This window comes from Enterococcus sp. FDAARGOS_375, from assembly GCF_002393265.1.
Lineage (GTDB): Bacteria > Bacillota > Bacilli > Lactobacillales > Enterococcaceae > Enterococcus_D > Enterococcus_D innesii.
In genome coordinates, this window is the sequence record NZ_CP023515.1 from 1,484,037 (window position 1) to 1,505,110 (window position 21,074).

The window sequence follows — 21,074 nt, forward strand, 5'->3', positions numbered from 1 at the left end:
CAGCTTGGCTGGCTTGGAAATCAGATGAAGGAAGAGGAAAACAATGACAAAAGTACGTGTACGTTACGCGCCAAGTCCAACAGGACATTTACACATCGGGAATGCTCGGACGGCTTTATTCAATTATTTGTTTGCTCGTCATAATGACGGTGAATTTATTATCCGAATCGAAGACACCGATCAAAAAAGAAACATTGAAGATGGTGAAAAAAGCCAGCTTGAAAACTTGCAATGGTTAGGAATGGATTGGGACGAATCACCTGAAAATCCAGGAGAATACGGTCCGTATCGTCAATCAGAACGCGGCGATATCTACCAACCACTGATCGATCAATTGCTTGCAAGCAATCGTGCGTATAAGTGTTATTGTACGGAAGAAGAATTGGAAGCCGAACGTGAAGGCCAAAGAGCTCGTGGCGAAATGCCCCATTATGCAGGGAAATGTGCCAACTTAACACCAGAAGAGCAAGCCGAAAAAGAAGCACAAGGCTTGAAACCAGTGATTCGTTTCCGTGTCTCTCGCAATACTGAATACAAATTCCACGACATGGTCAAAGGCGAGATCGTTTTTGAATCAGATAATGTCGGTGGCGATTTTGTCATCCAAAAACGTGACGGTATGCCGACTTACAACTTTGCAGTAGCAGTCGATGACCATCATATGAAAATCACCCATGTGCTGCGTGGAGATGACCACATCGCCAACACACCAAAACAGTTGATGATCTATGAAGCATTTGGCTGGCAAGCACCAGAATTCGGGCATATGACGTTGATCATCAATAGCGAAACCGGGAAAAAATTAAGCAAACGGGACGAATCGATTCTGCAATTCATCGAGCAATACCGTGAGTTGGGTTATCTACCAGACGCTATGTTCAACTTCATTGCACTTTTAGGCTGGTCACCAGTAGGGGAAGAAGAAATCTTCTCTCAAGAAGAATTGATCAAAATCTTTGATCCTGAACGGTTGAGCAAATCACCAGCTGCCTTCGATGCCAAAAAGTTGGAATGGGTCAATAACCAATACATGAAACAAATGGATCTGGATGAATTGACGGCAATGTGCGTCCCTTACTTGGTAAAAGCCGGTCGCATCGAAGAAACATTGACCGAAGAAAAAGCTGCCTGGTTGAAAAAAATCGTTTCCTTGTATCAACCGCAAATGAGTTTTGCGGCACAAATCGTCGACCTTTCGGAATTGTTCTTCGAAGAACACCCTGAATTAGATGATGCAGCCAAAGAAGTCTTAGCAGGAGAAACTGTACCGACGGTTTTAACAGCCTTTAAAGAAAAATTACAGGCGATGCCAGTCGTTGAGGCTGCGGCAGTCAAAGCAGCCATCAAAGAGATCCAAAAAGAAACAGGCATCAAAGGCAAGAATTTATTCATGCCGATCCGCGTGGCGGTCTCAGGCCAAACCCACGGACCAGAACTACCAGATACCGTTGAATTATTAGGGAAAGAAAAAGCCCTTGATCATTTGAATAACGTGTTATAAACACAGCGAATAGACGAAGTACTAGCCGATTTTTTTCAGAGAGACCACGGAAGGTGAGAGTGGTCAAAAAAGGCTAGGAAATGCACCTAGGAGTGGCTTTGGCGCAAGTCAAAGACGAAGCAGCGGACGTTACCCGCTTGAAGGCAGTGCCGAACTGCGAACAAAAGTGGGACCACGCAAAAAAGCGTCTTTTGAATAAGGAAACTTATTTGAAAGACGCTTTTTTCGTATCAAGAAGTTTGGATAAAGTAGGTGAGAAGATGACTTGGTTCAAAAAAGCAATTGCGGCAACAAAAAAACATGATCCATCGGTACGATCAACGTTGGAGATCATCATTACATACCCAGGATTTCATGCCTTGTTTTGGCATCGTTGGTCGCATTTTTTGTTTCAGCATCGCTGGTATTTTTTGGCAAAACTGACGGCCCAGTTTTGGCGTTTCTTGACTGGGATCGAGATTCATCCTGGTGCGCAGATCGGCCAAGGGGTCTTTATCGATCATGGGATGGGCGTCGTGATCGGGGAAACGGCGATCATTGAAGATGATGTCGTCTTGTTTCACGGGGTCACCCTAGGGGGAACCGGTAAAGAGCGGGGCAAGCGTCATCCCACGGTCAAAACTGGTGCATTTCTCTCAGCCCATGCGCAGATCTTAGGCCCTGTCACGATCGGTGAGCGTGCAAAGATCGGCGCCAATGCAGTGGTTTTGAAGGATATCCCCGCAGAAGCAACTGCTGTCGGCATCCCAGCAAAGATCGTTCGAATCAAAGGAAAGAAGGTTACCCACGATGATTAAAATCTATAATACGCTGACACGGGAAAAAGAAGTGTTTCAGCCCTTAGAAGAAAAAAAAGTAAAAATGTATGTTTGCGGACCCACCGTCTATAACTACATCCATATCGGGAATGGCCGTAGTACTGTGTCGTTTGATACCGTACGTCGTTATTTTGAATACCGCGGCTATACAGTGGACTATTTGATGAATTTTACCGATGTCGATGATAAAATCATTCGTGCGGCAAAAGAATTAGGCACGACGGCCCCAGAAGTGGCAGAGCGTTTTATCAACGCCTTCAATGAAGATACCGCAGCGCTGAATGTCAAACCTGCTACGATGAATCCTCGTGTGATGGATCATATCGAAGACATCATTGCCTTTATTGCTGCTCTTGTAGAAAAAGGCTATGCCTATCCAGTCAATGGCGATGTTTATTACCGTACCCGTAAATTTGCTCACTATGGGCAATTAAGCGACCAATCCATCGATGAGCTGGAAGTCGGCGCAAGCCAGCGGACCGGTGAAGAACAAAAAATCAAGGAAGATCCGTTGGATTTTGCTTTGTGGAAAGCGGCAAAAGGCGATGAGATCGCTTGGGAATCTCCTTGGGGAGCCGGTCGTCCTGGCTGGCATATCGAATGCTCGGTGATGGCGACCAAACACCTAGGCGAGACCATCGATATTCATGGAGGCGGACAAGACTTGACCTTCCCGCATCATGAAAATGAGATCGCCCAAAGCGAGGCGAAAACGGGCAAGACCTTCGCCAACTATTGGATGCATAACGGCTATGTGACGATCGGTGAAGACGAAGAAAAAATGAGTAAGTCACTGGGCAACTTCGTCACAGTGCATGAGATGGTCAAAAAAGTTGATCCGCAGGTGCTGCGTTTCTTTTTGGCAACGACCCAGTACCGCCGACCAATCAAATACAGTGAGACTACCTTGCATGAAGCACAAACCAACCTGCAAAAATTGCGGACGACTTATGAAAATGCCAAATTCCGCTTGAATAGCAGCCATTATCAAGCCAGCGATGAGGAAGTCAATGCAGCGGTTCTGGAAGAATTTGAAGAACGTTTCGTCAAAGAAATGGACGACGATTTCAACGCGGCTAACGGGATCACTGTGGTCTATGAATTGGCGAAGTGGCTGAACTTAGCTAGCGAAGACCCAGAAACAGACTTGGCTTTATTAGCGGCTGGATTAGCCAAATTCAGCGAATGGCTGACGATTTTCGGGATTTATTTTGTATCCGAAGAATTGCTGGATGAAGAAATCGAACAGCTGATCAATGAACGGATCGCCGCCCGCAAAGCCAAAGATTTTGCCCGCAGCGACCAAATCCGTGATGAGTTGAAAGAACAAGGGATCATCTTAGAAGATACCCCGCAAGGAACCCGATGGAGACGAGAAGCATGAGAGATTATAAACAATTGAATGGTTTGGCATTGGCCTATGTGGGAGATGCGGTCTATGAAGTCTATATTCGCGATTATTTAGTCGCCCAAGGCCAAACCCGACCGAACCAACTGCACCATATGGCGACCCACTATGTGTCTGCCAAAGCCCAAGCGGCATTGATCCAAAAGATGTTGGATGAAGAGATCCTGACCGAAGAAGAACATGATTTTTACCGCCGCGGCCGTAATAGTAAAAGCCATACGGGTGCCAAAAATGCCGATGTCACGACGTATCGTATCGCTACTGGCTTTGAATCGCTGATCGGGTATTTGCACCTCACGCAGCAACAAGAACGCTTAGACGAGCTAATAGACTGGTGTATAAAGAAAGTAGGAGAAGAAGATGCGAGAAAAACCGCAAAGAAAGCGTCCAAATAAAAAAACAGCTGGCCGATCAGAAGCCAGACAAGAAAATAGACCGGATCGCCGCAAAGAAGCCGCTGGAGAAGCCATCGAAGATAATTTTGTCTTTGGCTATCATGCGGTTGCTGAAGCCTTGAAAGAAGGGCGAGGCAACAAGCTGTTTCTTTCCGAAGAAGCACGGGGAGAAAAAATCGATCGTCTGAAAGAAATGGCGCGGGAACAGGCAGTTCCGGTCAAATGGGTGCCAAAACAAAAGCTGGATACGATGAGTGACCAAGGGGTCCATCAAGGCATGATCTTGGCGATCACCCCTTATCAGTATTTGACCTTGGATGAATTGTTGGCCCAAACGAAAGAACAGCCGCTGTATCTGATTTTAGATAATCTAGAAGATCCCCATAATTTCGGCTCCATCATGCGAACCGCTGATGCCAGCGGCGTAGACGGGATCATCATTCCAAAACACCGTGCGGTGGGGATCACGCCGATCGTGGTGAAAACGTCGACCGGCGCAGTGGAACATATCCCTGTGGCCCGCGTGACCAACTTGACCCAAGCAGTCCAGCAGCTGAAAAAAGCTGGTTTTTGGATCTTCGGTACTGATATGAGTGGCAGTGATTACCGCACATGGAATGCCCAAGGGGCGGTCGGTTTGATCATCGGCAACGAAGGTCGCGGCATGGGAGAAGGTTTGAAAAAAGAAGTGGATCAAATGCTGACGATCCCAATGACCGGGCACGTGCAGAGCTTGAATGCCAGTGTGGCGGCAGGCTTGTTGATGTATCAGGCCTTTACTAGCCGAAATGGGGCGTCCCAATGAAAACCCCTTTGCTGATCGTGGATGGCTACAATATGATTGGCGCTTGGCCGGAGCTGGTTCTTTTGAAAAATCAGGACCGTTTAGAAGATGCCCGAGAAGCCTTACTGAATCGGCTGTCGAATTATGCAAAATATGAAGGGTTGAAAATCATCGTTGTTTTTGATGCTCAACTGGTGCCTGGTGTGACCCAAAGTTTCACCAAATATCAGCTGGAAGTTATTTTTACCGAAGAAGGAGAGACCGCCGACAGCTACATCGAACGAATCGCTGGTGAATTAAACAATCGATTGACCCAAGTCACCGTCGCTACCAGCGATTTAGCCGAACAGTGGGTGATCTTCTCTCAAGGTGCTTTGCGAACTTCGGCACGGGAATTGTACAAAAGCGTGGAAAAAACGGAAAAAGACATCCACGAGCATCAAGCCGACTTGCGGTTTGAAAATTTCCGACGCAATTCCCCTTGGTCACCTGAACAATTAGCCGAACTTAAAAAGAAATTGCAAGACCTTAGTTAGGGACAAAGTTGGTCTGGTAAATTAGAAGATGTCCCAGCCATTTATGATACGCTCCTTTTGTAGCAAATGAACCAAAAACAAAAGGAGTGATCTCGATGCGCACAAAGGAAAGACAAGTATCGCACCGTTCAGATAGATTTGAAGAGTTGTTCAGAAAATATCGACCGATCGTTGAGATTTTGCATAAAAAATATTATCTGCGGGATTATGACTTAGACGATTGGCTGCAAGAAGGCAGGATCGTTTTTAATAAGTGTCTAAAGACTTACGATAAGGACAAAGGAACGACCATCGGTATCTTGTTTAAGCGTTCCTTTGAGAACCGTATCTGCAGCCTGTTGCGGGCGCAGCATGCCCAAAAACGCAAAGCCCAAGTCGATGCCTGCTCGCTGGAAGAAAAGCTTTTACAAGAAGGCAATCGGTTTTTGACCGATCATAATCGCTGTGCGGAAACTGCAGAGACCTACTTGTTCGTTAATGAATCGTTGGCAGAGTATCCGAAAAGTTTGTCGTCTTTAGAACGAATGGTTATAATGAATTATTTAAAAGGATTAGAACTTGATCAGATTGCCGCTCAAGAAAAGCTGCCTTATGAAAAAATAAAAAGCGCTTTCAGTCGCGGTCGGACAAAGTTGATAACGCTTATCAAGGGTGTTTAACAAAAATCTTATTGAAAGTAGAATTATTTTATGGTAAACTTGAAATTTTCTGCTTTTCGTGGTATGATGATGCTCGAGGTGAATGCGATGCCAACAACTTTAGCTACGATCAAGAAAGATTTAGAAGGCCGTATCGGTAGTGAGATTATGCTAGTTGCTCAGACTGGACGTAAGCGTCAAACTGAACGTCGCGGCGTTTTGACAGAAACTTATCCTTCAGTTTTTGTTGTAGATTTGGATCCAAATGAGAATTCATTCGAGCGGGTTTCTTATAGTTATTCAGATATTTTAACTAGAACTGTTGAGATTGAATTTTTATCAGAAGCTGTTTGAAACAAGAAGAGTTGACACTTTGTTGACTCTTTTTTGGTTCAATAAGATAAGGAGTGATGGGATGGCGTTTTTTCTAAAAGAGTTAGGGGAAATGACTGGGGTGGAGTTTTATCAGCTTGCCCGTTTGCGTACAGCGGTTTTTGTGGTGGAACAAGCGTGTGCGTATCAAGAGATCGATGCGATCGATGCACAAGCCAAACATTTATGGGCCCTTGATGAGGAAGGGCAGATCGTTTCGTACGCCCGTATTTTCCAGCAGGAACAAACGGTGCATTTTGGTCGGGTCATTGTGGCACCAGCATACCGGGGGCAAAAAGAAGGCCATCGTCTGATCAAAGAAGTTTTGCATCGTATTGAGCAGTGTTATCCAGCTTTGCCTATTGAGATCGAAGCACAAGCCCACTTAGAAAAATTCTACGGCCAGTATGGCTTTAAAACCATTACACCGCCTTTTTATGAAGACGGGATCCTGCATGTCGGGATGAAAAAAGAAGCAAGCACAGCGACTCTCTAGCGAGGTTCGCGTGCTTGCTTCTTTTAGCGCTATGATTGATGGATCGGATGAATCCGAATCGCTTCTTTCGACCTTATTGACTAAGAGCCGTTTTTTTATCGGATCGTATCATCCAATGATGTTGGACGTGGATCCACAGTGTTGGCAGGAGGCGTTTGCGCTTTTAGAAGGTCACGAATCTCTTCTAAATAATCCTCTGCAGTGACTTCTGGTACTTCTTCTTCCTCAGGTTGTTGTTTCAGATTGCGTAGTTTGTTGACTGCTTTGACAATCAAGAACAAGACAAATGCGGTAATCAAGAACGTAATAATGGCAGTAATTACGCGGCCGAAATCAAAGACCACATTTTTGGCTGGTTCAAAGACCAAGCCAGAAAAGGCATCTGCGTTACCAAAGAGTGATAAGATCCATGAAACCAATGGTGTCAGCAATCCTTCAACTAAACTAGTGACGATTGCGGTGAAGGCACTCCCGATCACGACCCCGATCGCCAAGTCAATGACGTTTCCTCGTAAAATAAATTCTTTAAATTCTTTAATCATCCTGTATCCTCCCTTCTAAATCTTACTGACAGTATAGCGAAAAACGCGGGATTTATAAAAAAAAACGCTCGCTGCAACAGGTTTGATCAGTGAGCCGAGGAGAAAGTTTGTCAGCTATGCTATAATTGAAGAGATAATTTTGCTTCTAGAAGGGGTGTCACATGTCTATTGAATTAAAAAAAGGTGTTCGGTTAACGGTGCTACCGACCAAAAAGTATAAAACGATCCGTTTTTTCGTTCGGTTTACTGCACCATTGCAGGCTGAAATGACCGCCAAACGGACCTTATTGACCAGTTTATTAGAAACGACTAGTTTGGCTTATCCGACACAGACCGCATTTAGCAGTCAGCTGGCAGAGCTTTACGGTGCCAGCTTTGGTATGAATGTCAACAAACGGGGCAATCTGCATCAAATCAATGCAGCGATGTCCTTTGTCAACGGGAAGTACGTGTCAGATGAAGCAGTATTGCCGCAAGCAGCCGCTTTTTTAGCAGAAGTTTTGTTCCATCCGAATGCCCACGAGGAGCAGTTTGAAGAAAAGAACTTCACCATCGAAAAGCACAACTTGATCGCCTATATGAACAGCGTGGCAGAAGATAAGCAAGCATTGGCTTCTTTAGGGCTGCAAGAGTTGTATTTCGAAAACGATCAGAATCAGAAGTATCCGAGCTTTGGCCGTCCCCAAGACTTAGAAGCTGTGACCGCAAAAGAGCTTTACCAAACCTATCGCTCAATGATGGACAATGATCAAATCGATATTTTCGTGATCGGCGATGTGGTTGAAGCAGAAGTTGCAGCGCTCTTCCAAAACATGGCCTTTACCGATCGGCCAGACCAAGCAATGCCGGTTTTTTATCAGCAAGCGGCGGAAAATATCATTCGCGAGAAAATCTTGCGGGAACCAATCATCCAAGCCAAATTGAACTTAGGCTATCATACTGGCGTGTATTATGACCAAGCCGAGCGGATCGCCTTTATGGTCTTCAACGGGTTGTTTGGCGGATTCCCTCATTCAAAACTGTTTATGAATGTCCGAGAGAAAGAAAGTTTGGCTTATTATGCTTCCAGCAGTATCGATACGTTTCGTGGGTATTTGTCGGTCCAAACAGGGATCGATGGCAAAAACCGCGACAAGGTTTTCAAATTGATCGAACAGCAGCTGCAAAGCTTGCAGCGAGGCGAAGTCACCGCGGAAGAACTGGCACAAACAAAAGCGATGTTGAAAAACCAGTACTTGCTTTCATTGGATAACCCACAAGCACTGATCGAAACAGCCTATCTGAATCAGTGGGTACCGAATACGAAAATGACGGAAGATGAATTTATGCAGAAATTGGCACAAGTGACCGTGGCAGATGTCCAAGCATTGGCTCAAAACGTGTCCTTGCAAGCTGTATTCTTCCTGGATAAGGAGACGACCGATGAATAAAAAAGTCTATCAGCAAATCAATGAGACCCTTTATGAAGAAGTATTGCCAAACGGCTTGAAAGTTTATTTGCTGCCAAAAGCCGATTTCCATAAAACTTACGGACTTTTCAGTACGAACTATGGCTCTGTCGACAATCATTTCGGGTTTTCACCCGAAGCATTGCATCAAGTCCCTGATGGCATTGCCCATTTTCTAGAGCACAAACTGTTTGAAAAAGAAGACGGCGATGTCTTTCAAACCTTTGGTCAGCAGGGGGCGTCTGCCAATGCCTTTACCAGTTTCACGAAAACTAGCTACCTTTTTTCGGCAACCGATCAAATCAAGCTGAACCTTGAAACGTTGATCGATTTCGTTCAAGCCCCGTATTTCACAGAAGAAACCGTCGAAAAAGAAAAAGGGATCATTGGTCAAGAAATCCAAATGTATGATGACGATCCAAACTGGCAGCAGTTTTTCGGCATCATCAAAAATCTGTATCCGAAGCACCCCTTGCATATCGATATCGCTGGTACGGTGGAAAGCATTGCGCAGATCACCGCAGAAGACTTGTATCTTTGCTACAATACCTTCTATCACCCAAGCAACATGACGCTTTTTGTGGTAGGCAATATCGATCCTGAAGAAACGATGGCGTGGATTCGGACCAATCAAGCGGCCAAGACCTTTCCAGAAACGCAGGCGATCATTCGCCAGTTTCCTGAAGAAACCTTTGCCGATATTCAAGCAGAATCAAGTCTTACCATGCCAGTAACACGTGCCAAAGGCGTATTAGGGATCAAAGGGGACTTGAACAAACTGCCGAAATCAGGAAGAGAGCTCTTGCGCTTCAAAAATGCGTTGAATCTTTTCTGCCAATTGGTTTTAGGCAATACTTCCGCCAATTATTTGCGTTTGTATGATCAAGGCATTATCGACGACACATTTGGGTTTGAAGTGAACTTGGATCGCGGCTTTTACTTTGCCGACTTCTCGGGGGATTCTGAAGAGCCAGAAAAAATGTTGGCAGAGATCGAAGCGATCGTAATGAATTTCCAGCAAGATCCAGAGATCAATGAAGAAAACTTGACGTTATTGAAGAAGAAAATGCTAGGGAAATATTTCCAATCACTGAACTCACTGGAGTTTATCGCAAACCAGTTTACCCAAAGTTTATTTGGTGAAACGACGCTCTTTGATCTGCCAGAGGTGATCCAATCGATCACTTTGGAAGATGTCCAGCAAGCGGCTCGTTCCTTTATCGATCCTAAAGCGTTTAGTCGTTTTTACATGTATCCAACGGAAAAAGCCTAAGCGAAGGCTGGTTTTGTCAAACAGCTGTCATCTAAGCGACACTGACTGATTCAAGGAGGAACGCCCAACAGAACAAGGGCTGGCCAACTCCTGAGTCATTCAGTGTTTTCTTTTTGCGTCAAAGGGTGGTTTTTTCTTGCAATTTGATGCCAATTTGGCGAAAAGTATTAAAATTTGTTTGCGAGTTGTGGTTAGGCTATCCTCAGACTTTTTCTTTTATGGTATTCTTTAATTATTGAAGCAAAATCTTTTTTTGGTTTTTTACAAAAAACCACGGAAAAAATGTTATATTTAGAAGACGGCGCGCTCAGATAACAATCGGCGTGACGGAGTTTTTTTTATTGACGTATACAGGGAACCCCTGTTTTAAAATGATAGAGCAGCTTTGCTGACTTTACGACAAGCAGCGAAGCGATTTTAGGGCTTTTTTTAAAGATGAATAAAAGACTGGAGTAGATGATCGAGTGGCCAACGAAACAACGATTGGAGCAAAATTACGGCAAGCCCGTTTAGATAAAAACATTTCATTGATTGAATTACAACAAATGACAAAGATCCAAAAACGCTATTTAGAAGCAATTGAAGCAGAGCGTTTTGATCAATTGCCAGGCACTTTTTATGTCCGTGCGTTTATTCGCCAATATGCAGCAGCGGTTGGAGAAGACGGCGACAAATTGGTAGCCGTTTTTGATGGCAAAGATACGTTAGACGCCCCCTTACCAAAAAGACCGCAGCCTGAAACCGTCAGCGGCTCACGAAAAGCACAGCACGTAGAAGAAAAAAGCGGCTCATTTGTCGTCCGCTATTTGCCGATGATTCTATTAGGTCTGGTGGCCATTACGATCGTGAGTATCGTGGGCTACATGGCTTGGCAAGACCGGAATACAACGCCGATGATCCAAGGAAGCTCTTCTCTTGTGGTAGAAAATTCAGCGTCTACCGCTTCCACCACGTCAAGTACGGAAGAAACCAGTACTTCGAGTGAAGCGACGGAGTCTTCAAGTACGACGGAATCCAGCGAAGCGAAAATGACGATGACTGCCAGTGATTCGACGCAATCGTCGATCACGATCACGATGAAAGATGCGGAAAATCCTATTGAATTAGCATTTACTGGGCTAGATGCTTCTTGTTGGGTCGGTGTACAAGTCGACAACGCTTATGTGTACCAATACACTGTTCAAGCGGGAGAAACGCAATCGATGACGCTGCCAGAAGGCGCCACGAATGCGACCTTGACCCTGGGCGCAAGTCAAAATATCTCCATCACTGCCAATGGTCAGGAAGTGGACTTTTCTGACCCGCAATTTGAATTGTTACAAAAGACAGTCCGCCTCGTGATTGAATACCAAGACGATGCGGCATAAATCTGACAAATGCGCCTTATTGAGGTATCATTAGCTAAAAAGTTATCTGTTGCATCCGACCATTGAAAAGCAGAAGTAGTGGCATGATTTGCCATTATTTCGTACAATAGTCGGCAGAGAGGAGTCTATTTCGTGAATTTGCCCAATCAATTAACTGTATTACGGATCATTATGATCCCCATCTTTATTTTGGTCTTGGTTTTGCCAATCGATCTTGGCACGCTGACCGTTGGTACGACACAATTAGAAAACACGCACCTTATTGCAGCGATCCTTTTTGCGGCAGCCAGCATTACAGACTGGCTAGATGGCAAGATCGCTCGTTCCAGAGGCCTTGTTACCAACTTCGGGAAGTTTGCTGACCCGTTAGCAGATAAAATGCTCGTCATGACGGCTTTTATCATGCTGGTTGAATTAGACAAAGCCCCAGGCTGGGTAGTTTCGATCATCGTTTGCCGCGAGTTGGCAGTGACAGGGTTACGCTTGTTGTTAGTGGAACAAAGCGGGGAAGTCATGGCTGCTGCGTGGCCAGGAAAAATCAAAACCGCGACACAAATGGTTGCGATCATTTTCTTGTTCTTGAACAACATTCCCTTTTCAATGATCGGTTTGCCTATCGATCAAATCATGTTGTATCTATGTTTGATCTTCACGATCTATTCCGGGGTCGATTATTTCATAAAAAATACGAATGTTTTTAAAGATTCTATGTAAAAGTTCTAGATCTAGATAAAGAAGCGATAAAAACAAGGATACAAGTCACGAAAGTTCAGAAGTTTTCTGGACTTTTTTTGTCAATATGAAAGACTTTTACGTATCTGATAAATGAAGGAGTAAACGAATGAAAGCAGAGATTATTGCAGTCGGGACCGAATTACTTTTAGGACAGGTGGTGAATACGAACGCAACCTTCTTGTCAGAAGAACTGGCAAGTCTTGGGATCGATGTTTTTTATCATAGTGTTGTCGGGGACAACCCCAATCGCTTAGAAGAATTGCTGACGATCGCCGACAAACGCAGCGACTTGATCGTATTGTGCGGCGGCTTAGGGCCCACCGACGATGACTTGACGAAACAAGTCACTGCCCGTCATGTGGGACAAGAGTTAGTCAGAGATGAACCAGGCTATCACCAATTGAAAGCCTTCTTTGAAAACAGTCAACGGAGGATGACGGAAAACAATTTGCGGCAGACCCTCGTTTTTAAGGACGGTGTGTCTTTGCCAAATCCCAATGGACTAGCGATCGGGATCTTTTATCAGACAGCCGCTACCAGTTATTTGCTGCTGCCAGGACCACCAAGTGAACTACAGGCGATGTTTCTTACCCACGCAAAACCACTTCTGTTAGAGCAGTTTCCCCAAGAAGAGGTCTTGCTGTCTCGCGTTTTGCGCTATTACGGGATCGGGGAATCGGCATTGGTCACAGAATTGGCCGATTTGATCGAGAATCAAGTCAATCCCACCATCGCTCCTTATGCCAAACCCAATGAGGTCACGCTGCGTCTGACGGTCAAAACTGCAGACGAGGCGCAAGGGATCAAACAATTGGATGCGTTAGAAGAAACCGTCCAAGCACGGGTCGGTGCGTATTTCTATGGGTATGGGGAACAAAATTCGCTGGCAGAAACAGTCGTCGAGCGACTGATCGAGAAAAAGAAAACCGTCACCGCAGCGGAAAGTTTGACCGCTGGTTTGTTCCAAGCGACCCTAGGAGGGATTCCTGGCGTCTCTGAGGTGTTTCCCGGTGGGTTCGTGACATATTCTGCTGCAACAAAAAGCAAGCTCTTAGGCATCGATCCAGGGCTTTTGGAAAGCTATGGAACTGTTAGTCAGGAATGTGCAGAAGCAATGGCCGTCTATGCCCGCAAACAAGCCGAGACTGATTATGCGGTGGCGTTTACGGGTGTTGCTGGTCCAGACGAGTTAGAAGGTCAGCCCAAAGGCACCGTTTGGATCGCCTTAGCTTCTGACAAAGGCGTCTCGAGCCAGCTGTATCACTTCAACCGCGACCGCGCCTATATTCGGCATAGTGCCGTCATGGCGGGCTTAAATCAAATACGTAAGGAATTATTAAATTAATGCGAATGTTTGTTCGTTTTTTCTTGCAATTTCCCGTCAGAAGGACTATTATTATCTTATGAACGACACACGAAAGTGATGAATATAAGGAGGATTATCCGTTTGGCAGATGATCGTAAAGCAGCCTTAGATGCTGCACTAAAGAAGATTGAAAAGAACTATGGTAAAGGTGCCATCATGAAGCTTGGCGAAAAAGTTGATCAACAAATTTCAACGATCCCAAGTGGTTCATTGGCCTTGGATGTTGCATTAGGTGTAGGTGGTTACCCACGAGGACGGATCGTAGAAGTTTACGGCCCAGAAAGTTCTGGTAAAACGACAGTTGCTTTACATGCCATTGCGGAAGTCCAAAAAAATGGCGGAACAGCAGCATTTATCGATGCCGAACATGCGTTAGATCCTCAATATGCGCAAAAATTAGGCGTAAATATCGATGATCTTTTGTTATCACAACCAGATACAGGGGAACAAGGATTAGAGATCGCTGACGCCTTAGTTTCAAGTGGTGCGGTTGATATCGTGGTCATTGACTCGGTAGCAGCTTTAGTCCCACGGGCGGAGATCGACGGTGAAATGGGTGATACCCACGTTGGTTTGCAAGCTCGTTTGATGTCACAAGCATTACGGAAACTTTCTGGTTCCATCAACAAAACGAAAACGATCGCGATCTTTATCAACCAAATTCGGGAAAAAGTTGGGATCATGTTCGGGAATCCAGAAACAACCCCTGGTGGCCGTGCGTTGAAATTCTATTCAACCATCCGTTTGGAAGTACGTCGTGCTGAGCAATTGAAATCCGGTACAGATATCATCGGGAACCGCACGAAGATCAAAGTAGTCAAAAACAAAGTAGCGCCACCATTTAAAGTAGCAGAAGTCGACATGATGTATGGTCAAGGGATTTCCCAAGAAGGTGAATTGCTGGATATGGCCGTGGAACAAGACATCGTCGATAAAAGCGGTGCGTGGTATGCCTATAAAGGGGATCGTATCGGTCAAGGTCGTGAAAACGCCAAAAACTACATGCGTGAACACCAAGAAATGATGCTAGAAGTTTCTGCTCGCGTCCGCGATGCTTACGGGATTGGAACAGGAGAGACCGTAACCCTTGAGGAAGCGCAAGAAGAATTACCATTAGACGACTAAGTCTTGAAAAAGCCAAACAACCTCGTTGTTTGGCTTTTTTGTGGTTTTTGCCAGATTCGTCCATTGTTGAAAAAACATCCGTAAAAAGGAAGGGTTGCGAAAGTTTACTTTATTATTTAAAGTTGACACTCTTGTGTTCAAACATTAGAATAAACGTATGTGGATTTCCACATAAGAAGTAGCGAATTGATAATTTTGTTATCCTTTGTTAATCAAAATTACAAAATATTTAAAAAGATAGTATGGAGGTGGATTCATTGGAACTACTTTACATTCTCCTCGCTATCATCGGTTTAATTGTCGGTCTTGGATTAGGAGTTTATGTGACGAAATCTCGTCATGAGAAAGAAATCAACGGCGCCCAAAATTCTGCAGCTGGAATTATCGAAAGCGCTAAGAAAGAAGCAGAAACTCTTAAAAAAGAAGCATTGTTAGAAGCTAAGGAAGAAAATCAGAAGTATCGGTCAGAGATTGAAAGTGAGTTGAAAGAAAGCAAACTTGATTTAAAATCACAAGAAAATCGTTTACTCCAAAGAGAACAAGTACTTGATCGTAAGGACGATTCTTTGGAAAAACGAGAACGCTCACTTGAAGATAAAGAAGGCAGACTTAGTGAGAAACAACAATTAATTGACGAGCGAGAAAAAGAAGTAGAAAACTTAATCGATGGACAACAGAAAGAATTAGAGCGCATCGCTGCGCTGTCTAGAGATGAAGCAAAAGAGTTGATCATGAAATCAACAGAAGAGGAATTGAACCATGAATTAACGATCATGGTCAAAGAATCTGAACAGCGTGCGAAGGAAGAAGCAGATCGAAAAGCAAAAAATCTCTTGTCCCTAGCAATCCAACGTTGTGCCGCAGACCAAGTGTCTGAAACCACGGTATCGGTCGTATCATTACCAAATGATGAGATGAAAGGTCGAATCATCGGAAGAGAAGGTCGGAACATTCGCACCCTTGAAACCTTGACAGGGATCGATTTGATCATCGATGACACGCCGGAAGCAGTCGTCTTATCAGGATTTGATCCGATTCGCCGTGAAATTGCTCGTATGACCCTTGAAAAACTGATTCAAGACGGCCGGATCCATCCAGCTCGAATTGAAGAAATGGTCGAAAAATCTCGGAAAGAAATGGATGAACATATTCGTGAATATGGGGAACAAGCAGCCTTTGAAGTCGGTGCTCACACCCTTCATCCAGACTTGATCAAGATTTTAGGTCGTTTGCGTTTCCGTACCAGCTACGGACAAAACGTCTTGAACCACTCGATCGAAGTCGCAAAACTAACCGGTGTTCTTGCCGCAGAATTAGGCGAAGATATTCAGTTAGCCAAACGTGCCGGACTCTTGCATGATATCGGGAAAGCCCTTGACCATGAAATCGAAGGCTCTCACGTTGAGATCGGGGCTGAGTTAGCTGCCAAATACAAAGAAAATGGTGTGGTGATCAATGCGATCGCTTCTCACCATGGAGATGTTGAAGCAACATCGGTTATCTCTGTTTTAGTTGCAGCCGCAGATGCCTTGTCAGCAGCCCGTCCAGGTGCCCGCAGCGAATCATTGGAAAATTATATTCGCCGCTTGCAAAACCTAGAAAATATCGCCAACGGCTTCAAAGGTGTCGATTCCAGTTTTGCAGTCCAAGCCGGACGTGAAGTCCGTGTAATGGTCAAACCAGAAGAGATTTCTGATTTGGATGCTGTACGATTGGTTCGCGACATCCGCAAGAAGATCGAAGATGATTTGGATTACCCAGGTCATATCAAAGTAACCGTTATTCGCGAGACCCGCGCAACGGATTACGCCAAATAGCAAGCAAAAGCAGTATCCTCTCAGAGGATACTGCTTTTTTGTGTGGCTGATTGTCAATAAGGACGACTGAGTTGTTCAAGATCAACTCTATTTTATCAGTCCCATAAATGATCGCGCCTTTTTTGTTCCTTGGCAGGCAGCTAAACGCCGGGAAAGCAAAGGATGAATCGTTAGCGACAGAGGCGAAAAGAGGGAGTATCGATCCCAGCATCATCGAGTGGGGGGCTATTGAAAGACAAAACAGACCCAGACTTCTCGGTGAAGTCTAGGTCTGTTTTGTCTTTTTCACGTCTATACGTCCATCAAATCTTGCGCCGACGGGCGAAGTCCACAAAGCGGAATTTATCCAGTCGGTGGATCGATTCGGTATATTCAAAACAGCGCGTGTCTTCTAGATACACGAGGCTGCGAACCGTAACGACATGCTGATCTTCAGGACGCAGATCCATTAGATCCCGCAATTCTTTGTTGACGGGGTCAACAGTGATTTCTTTTTGTGCATAAGCGATCTCAAGGCCAAGATCATTTTCAAAGTAATCAAAAATCGATACTTTCGCTCGGTTTTCTGGCAACTCTTCGATGATAGAAGCATCAAGGTAGTCTTTGTCCAAAATCACCACTTCTCCATCGATTCTCCGCTGACGGATCAGTTTCCATGCCTCAGAAGCGACAGGCCAACCAGTGGTCTCGTGCAGCTTTGGCGACACGGCGATCTTACGGATCTCGACAACCTTTGTTTCACTAGGAATGCGTTGGGTATCTTGCAGCTCACGAAAACTCGTCAAGCCGGAAATCGGGAAATCAAAGCGATTCAAGTCTAAAACGATCGAACCTTTCCCTTGTTTCTTTTGGATATAACCAGCATCCCGCAATAAATTCAATGCCTTACGGACAGTCTCGCGGGAGACACCATAAGTTTTGATCAATTGGTTTTCGCTAGGCAGCAAAGAATGCGGAGGGTATTCGTTTGCTAGAATTTTTTGTTCTAAATCTAAAAATATCTCTTTGAACTTGTTCATCGGATTGCCCCCTCTTTGGCTATTATAGCGAGGCCAAATTGGAAATGCAATCGACTATTTCGCCAAAAGTTCGTCAATGTTTAGGTCCGTCAATTTTTCAACGATCACATCTGCACCGTGTAGTTCTTCTCCTGAATAAACGCCTACCGCATACATACCAGCAGCTTTGATGCCGTCGATCCCTGCTTGAGCATCTTCAAAGCCAACTGCTTCTGCCGGTTCAATGCCTAGTGCCAGCGCTGCTTGGATAAAGATTTCTGGATCTGGTTTGCCTTTTTTCAAGGTTGCTGGGTCAACGATCGTATCAAAGTCTTGCATGACACCTAGTTTGTCCAAAATAAACGGCGCATTCTTGGACGCCGAAGCGATGGCACAAGGAATGTTTTTTGCTTTGGCTTCATCAAGGAATGTCTTCACCCCTGGCAATAGATCATCAGGAGTCAAGCTTTGTAACAATTGTACATAGTGGGTATTTTTCTTCGTCGCTAAGGCTTCTTTTTCGACTTCTGTGTAGGCATCATTTTTATTGCCTAGGGTTAAGATTCGCTCTAAAGAGTCCATGCGGCTAATGCCTTTTAACTGCTCGTTGAATTTCAAATCGATCTCGATCCCGATCTCCGCAGCTAATTCTTTCCATGCAATGTAGTGGTATTTAGCTGTATCTGTGATAACGCCGTCTAAATCAAAAACAAAACCTTTTTTCATGTGGAACACTCCTTTTAGTAAGTAATCGTTGCTTCTTTGTTTGCTTCTAACGAAACTTGCTGCCCATTCACTAAGATCGTGACTGGCTGATCAGCAGTGATCGTCAATGTTTCATGTGTAACATTCATTGCAAAGTGGGTGCCGCGAACTTCTAGCTGGAAGGCTAAGCTGTCCCAGGCTTTTGGCAAGTTCGGTGTGATCTGCAACTGCTCTTCTCGAATATCGATCCCAGCAAAAGTGGTTAACGGAATAAACAACGTAGCGGCCATGACACCGGCGTGAATGCCTTCTGCCGTGGTTCCGCCTTGGATATCACGGTAATCAGAAGAGAGCGCTTCTTGGTATAACGACCAAGCCAATTCCTGATCATCCACCATTGCCGCTAACTGAGCGTGAACGATCCGCGACAAAGTCGAGCCGTGGGAGGTGCGAGCCAAATAATAATGGAGATTTTTTTCAATATAGTCTGTTGGCAGTTGGTAAGAAAGATCTGCCAAAATCTGATTGACTTGCTCTTTTGAGAAATTGTAGAAAATCATCAGACTATCGGCTTGTTTCGCGACTTTGTAGCTGTCAGCACTCTTGCCTTCAGCGTTCAAGATGCGGTCCATCCGATAGATGTTGCCATATTTCTCTTTATAATGGGCCCAATCCAGATCTTCCAACTGGAAGTACCCTTCAAACTGTGCGATGATACCTTCTTGATCGATCTCTAAGCCTAATTTGGTACGAATATCTGCCATAGCAGCAATATCCGCTGGGGTTAAAGCCGTTTTCTCCAATACTGCTTGGAAGCTCTCTGCTGATAGTTGTTGTTGGAGGTTCTCGATCTCTTCAAACAACCATACTACCATCATATTGGTATAGGCGTTGTTTTTCAAGCCACCTTGTTCACTATTTGGGTAGCTTTCATGAAATTCATCTGGTCCCATGACTTTATCGATAAAGTAACGTTGAGTAGCATCATCCCAGGTGGCAGCACTTTGCCAGAAATGGGCGACTTCTAACATCAATTCTAACCCATATTGTTCCATGAAGACCCGATCTTGCGTGTTGTGCCAGTATTGCCAAATGTTATAAGCGATCGCTAAGGAGACGTGGCGCTGCAAGCGACTGTGGTCTTCTTTCCATTCGCCGCTGATAGGGTTCAAATGCAGTTCTTGGGATTGCTCACTGCCATCCAATCCAGATTGCCATGGGAACATGGCGCCTTGGTAGCCGGCTTTTTGGGCGTCTTTTTTGGCAGCAGCTAAGCGGCGGTAGCGATACAGCAAAATTTCTTTGGCGGTGTCAGGAAAATGTAGAATGTAAAACGGTAAGATAAACAGTTCATCCCAGAAAATATGACCGCGATAGGCTTCGCCATGTAGGCCACGGGCAGTGATACTGGCATCTAAGGACTCCTGATAAGCATTCGGTGCTGCGGAGACTAGCAGATGATACGTATGCAGATTCAGCATTTTTTGTGACATCAAGTCACCAGTGACTTCGATGGCCGCTTTCGCCCATAATTCATCCCAGGCTTGTTTTGAGGCGGTATACATCGTCGCAAAATCAGGTAATGCTAAGGAAGAAAACGTAAATGCCGGTTGCGGCTCTTCTTGGCGATAAGCGGCAACAGTGACTGATTTTTCGACCCGATAAGTTTGGCCTTCCGTCACCTCAAGGGCTACTTGCTGACGGACGAGCTGGTCGTTTGTTTCAGCGTGCAGCTCAGCCAATGGCAGGTCCTGTGAAAACAGTTCAGAGGATTGGACAACGGTAATCTGTGATTGGTTAGTGGTGACCACTAAATGCGCTTTGTTTTGTTCAGCTGCTGCCTCTTTCACGGTCAAATGCTGGTTGGTTAAGCTACGGTAACGAGCGACGTTATAGTTATAAACCGATCCGTCGGCTTCACTGACGAAAGTAACGGTGCCGGAAAAGTTCAGTGGGGTAAACTGATAGACCAAGCTGTATTGGTGAACGTCTTGCATATTGGCGATTTTCTTCGTTTCGATTCGCAGACGCTTTTGTTTTTTGGTTTCAATTTCTGCCACTGATTGGAACAAGCCGGTCTTCAGATCCAATGTCCGTTTAAAGGAAAGGAGCTGATTGTTGGCGATGTCGATCACTTCATCATCGATCTTCACGTACATTTTTTGCAGATTCGGTGCATTGACGAAGTCTTCATTGCTGATGGTATGACCAGAAACATCCGATTCTACCGTATTGTAAAGACTTGCTAAATACAGCCCTGGATAGTTCGCTTCACAAATGGTCATCTCAGGCGTCGTGCCTCGCAGCCCTAGATAGCCGTTGCCGACGGTTAAAAGTGACTCCACCGAGTATTCATCTTTACCAGGGGTGTAGCCATAGTATTCGAGGGTCCAAGGAATTTCAGCACTTTTTTCTTCATACTGTTCTTTCGTGGTGCAAACAAAGGGACGATTCAATTTTTCTGTCAACCATTGGTCCAGTGAAAAAGTCCCTTCTTCATTCGTAAACACCAGCGATTCAGAGATGATCCCGCCACCTTCCATTTGCTGCAGCTGCGCGGTCAGTGCGGCAACTCGTTCACTGTCAGTCCCAGAAAACGGATAGGTCGTACCAGTTTGATCCGTTAATAGCCATTCTTCCTTAGACAATATAATCGTATTCACAGTAGTTGTCCTCCTTTAAACTTGTCTATACATGCAAGATGATTATAACGTAAGTTGTAAGCTATTTCAATTTATCTCACCTGTTTT

At 44.9% G+C, this 21,074-nt stretch carries 20 protein-coding genes and 1 other annotated feature; of the genes, 16 read left to right on the top strand and 4 right to left on the bottom strand.

What is annotated here, in order from left to right:
- Nucleotides 1–43 precede the first annotated feature (43 nt).
- The 9 genes from gltX to CO692_RS08215 all read left to right on the top strand — a co-directional run bounded on the left by gltX (nt 44) and on the right by CO692_RS08215 (nt 6,948).
- Nucleotides 44–1,501 (top strand): glutamate--tRNA ligase, encoded by a 1,458-nt coding sequence (gltX, locus tag CO692_RS08175; protein ID WP_016608945.1) that lies wholly within the window; start codon nt 44–46, stop codon nt 1,499–1,501.
- Nucleotides 1,498–1,696, top strand: a binding site (T-box leader). It overlaps the preceding gene by 4 nt.
- A 65-nt stretch (nt 1,697–1,761) precedes the next feature.
- On the top strand, nt 1,762–2,298 hold the full coding sequence (gene epsC / locus CO692_RS08180) for a serine O-acetyltransferase EpsC (RefSeq protein WP_026008130.1): 537 nt from the start codon (nt 1,762–1,764) through the stop codon (nt 2,296–2,298).
- Nucleotides 2,291–3,703, top strand: coding sequence for a cysteine--tRNA ligase (gene cysS, locus CO692_RS08185; protein WP_015508686.1), 1,413 nt, complete (start codon nt 2,291–2,293; stop codon nt 3,701–3,703). Before epsC ends, cysS begins: the two co-directional genes overlap by 8 nt.
- Complete coding sequence (locus CO692_RS08190; RefSeq protein WP_005226405.1) at nt 3,700–4,122, top strand: Mini-ribonuclease 3; 423 nt, start codon at nt 3,700–3,702, stop codon at nt 4,120–4,122. The genes cysS and CO692_RS08190 overlap by 4 nt, the downstream gene beginning before the upstream one ends.
- Nucleotides 4,088–4,927 carry a 23S rRNA (guanosine(2251)-2'-O)-methyltransferase RlmB gene (gene rlmB, locus CO692_RS08195; RefSeq protein ID WP_010748485.1) on the top strand — a complete coding sequence of 280 codons (840 nt, stop codon included), beginning with the start codon at nt 4,088–4,090 and terminating at the stop codon, nt 4,925–4,927. The genes CO692_RS08190 and rlmB overlap by 35 nt, the downstream gene beginning before the upstream one ends.
- The gene (locus CO692_RS08200) at nt 4,924–5,442 is read left to right on the top strand and encodes an NYN domain-containing protein (protein ID WP_096742006.1); all 519 of its coding nucleotides are present in this window, start codon (nt 4,924–4,926) and stop codon (nt 5,440–5,442) included. Before rlmB ends, CO692_RS08200 begins: the two co-directional genes overlap by 4 nt.
- 95 nt (nt 5,443–5,537) lie before the next feature.
- Nucleotides 5,538–6,101 carry a sigma-70 family RNA polymerase sigma factor gene (locus CO692_RS08205; RefSeq protein ID WP_096742007.1) on the top strand — a complete coding sequence of 188 codons (564 nt, stop codon included), beginning with the start codon at nt 5,538–5,540 and terminating at the stop codon, nt 6,099–6,101.
- 87 nt (nt 6,102–6,188) lie between these two features.
- Nucleotides 6,189–6,434: a Veg family protein gene (locus CO692_RS08210; RefSeq protein WP_005226417.1), complete on the top strand. Its 246-nt coding sequence runs from the start codon at nt 6,189–6,191 to the stop codon at nt 6,432–6,434.
- Between the two features lie 61 nt (nt 6,435–6,495).
- On the top strand, nt 6,496–6,948 hold the full coding sequence (locus tag CO692_RS08215; RefSeq protein ID WP_010748489.1) for a GNAT family N-acetyltransferase: 453 nt from the start codon (nt 6,496–6,498) through the stop codon (nt 6,946–6,948).
- 95 nt (nt 6,949–7,043) lie between these two features.
- Here the strand turns inward: CO692_RS08215 and mscL are convergent, their stop codons facing one another.
- Complete coding sequence (gene mscL, locus CO692_RS08220) at nt 7,044–7,490, bottom strand: large conductance mechanosensitive channel protein MscL (protein WP_005226421.1); 447 nt, start codon at nt 7,488–7,490, stop codon at nt 7,044–7,046.
- Between the two features lie 161 nt (nt 7,491–7,651).
- On the opposite strand from mscL, the gene yfmF reads away from it, so the two are divergent.
- The 7 genes from yfmF (at nt 7,652) to rny (ending at nt 16,621) form a co-directional block, all read left to right on the top strand.
- A complete protein-coding gene (yfmF, locus tag CO692_RS08225; protein WP_096742008.1) occupies nt 7,652–8,920 on the top strand; it encodes an EF-P 5-aminopentanol modification-associated protein YfmF in 1,269 nt (422 codons plus the stop codon).
- Entirely contained in the window at nt 8,913–10,211 is a 1,299-nt protein-coding gene (gene yfmH / locus CO692_RS08230) for an EF-P 5-aminopentanol modification-associated protein YfmH (protein WP_074934338.1), read from the top strand. The genes yfmF and yfmH overlap by 8 nt, the downstream gene beginning before the upstream one ends.
- Before the next feature lie 464 nt (nt 10,212–10,675).
- A complete protein-coding gene (locus CO692_RS08235; protein ID WP_016608952.1) occupies nt 10,676–11,578 on the top strand; it encodes a helix-turn-helix domain-containing protein in 903 nt (300 codons plus the stop codon).
- A gap of 132 nt (nt 11,579–11,710) precedes the next feature.
- Nucleotides 11,711–12,292 carry a CDP-diacylglycerol--glycerol-3-phosphate 3-phosphatidyltransferase gene (pgsA, locus tag CO692_RS08240; protein ID WP_005226440.1) on the top strand — a complete coding sequence of 194 codons (582 nt, stop codon included), beginning with the start codon at nt 11,711–11,713 and terminating at the stop codon, nt 12,290–12,292.
- Between the two features lie 127 nt (nt 12,293–12,419).
- Nucleotides 12,420–13,658, top strand: a complete 1,239-nt coding sequence (locus tag CO692_RS08245) for a competence/damage-inducible protein A (RefSeq protein WP_005226441.1) — start codon at nt 12,420–12,422, stop codon at nt 13,656–13,658.
- A gap of 102 nt (nt 13,659–13,760) precedes the next feature.
- Nucleotides 13,761–14,804 carry a recombinase RecA gene (gene recA, locus CO692_RS08250; RefSeq protein ID WP_005226448.1) on the top strand — a complete coding sequence of 348 codons (1,044 nt, stop codon included), beginning with the start codon at nt 13,761–13,763 and terminating at the stop codon, nt 14,802–14,804.
- Nucleotides 14,805–15,046: 242 nt separating this feature from the next.
- A complete protein-coding gene (rny, locus tag CO692_RS08255; RefSeq protein ID WP_005232891.1) occupies nt 15,047–16,621 on the top strand; it encodes a ribonuclease Y in 1,575 nt (524 codons plus the stop codon).
- A 302-nt stretch (nt 16,622–16,923) separates the two neighbouring features.
- On the opposite strand, the gene treR is transcribed toward rny, so the two are convergent.
- The 3 genes from treR to CO692_RS08270 are packed head-to-tail and all read right to left on the bottom strand — an operon-like array spanning nt 16,924 to nt 20,987.
- The gene (gene treR / locus CO692_RS08260) at nt 16,924–17,640 is read right to left on the bottom strand and encodes a trehalose operon repressor (protein ID WP_005226457.1); all 717 of its coding nucleotides are present in this window, start codon (nt 17,638–17,640) and stop codon (nt 16,924–16,926) included.
- A gap of 54 nt (nt 17,641–17,694) precedes the next feature.
- On the bottom strand, nt 17,695–18,345 hold the full coding sequence (gene pgmB / locus CO692_RS08265; protein WP_005232889.1) for a beta-phosphoglucomutase: 651 nt from the start codon (nt 18,343–18,345) through the stop codon (nt 17,695–17,697).
- A 14-nt stretch (nt 18,346–18,359) separates the two neighbouring features.
- Entirely contained in the window at nt 18,360–20,987 is a 2,628-nt protein-coding gene (locus tag CO692_RS08270; RefSeq protein ID WP_086293493.1) for a glycoside hydrolase family 65 protein, read from the bottom strand.
- Between the last annotated feature and the right edge of the window lie 87 nt (nt 20,988–21,074).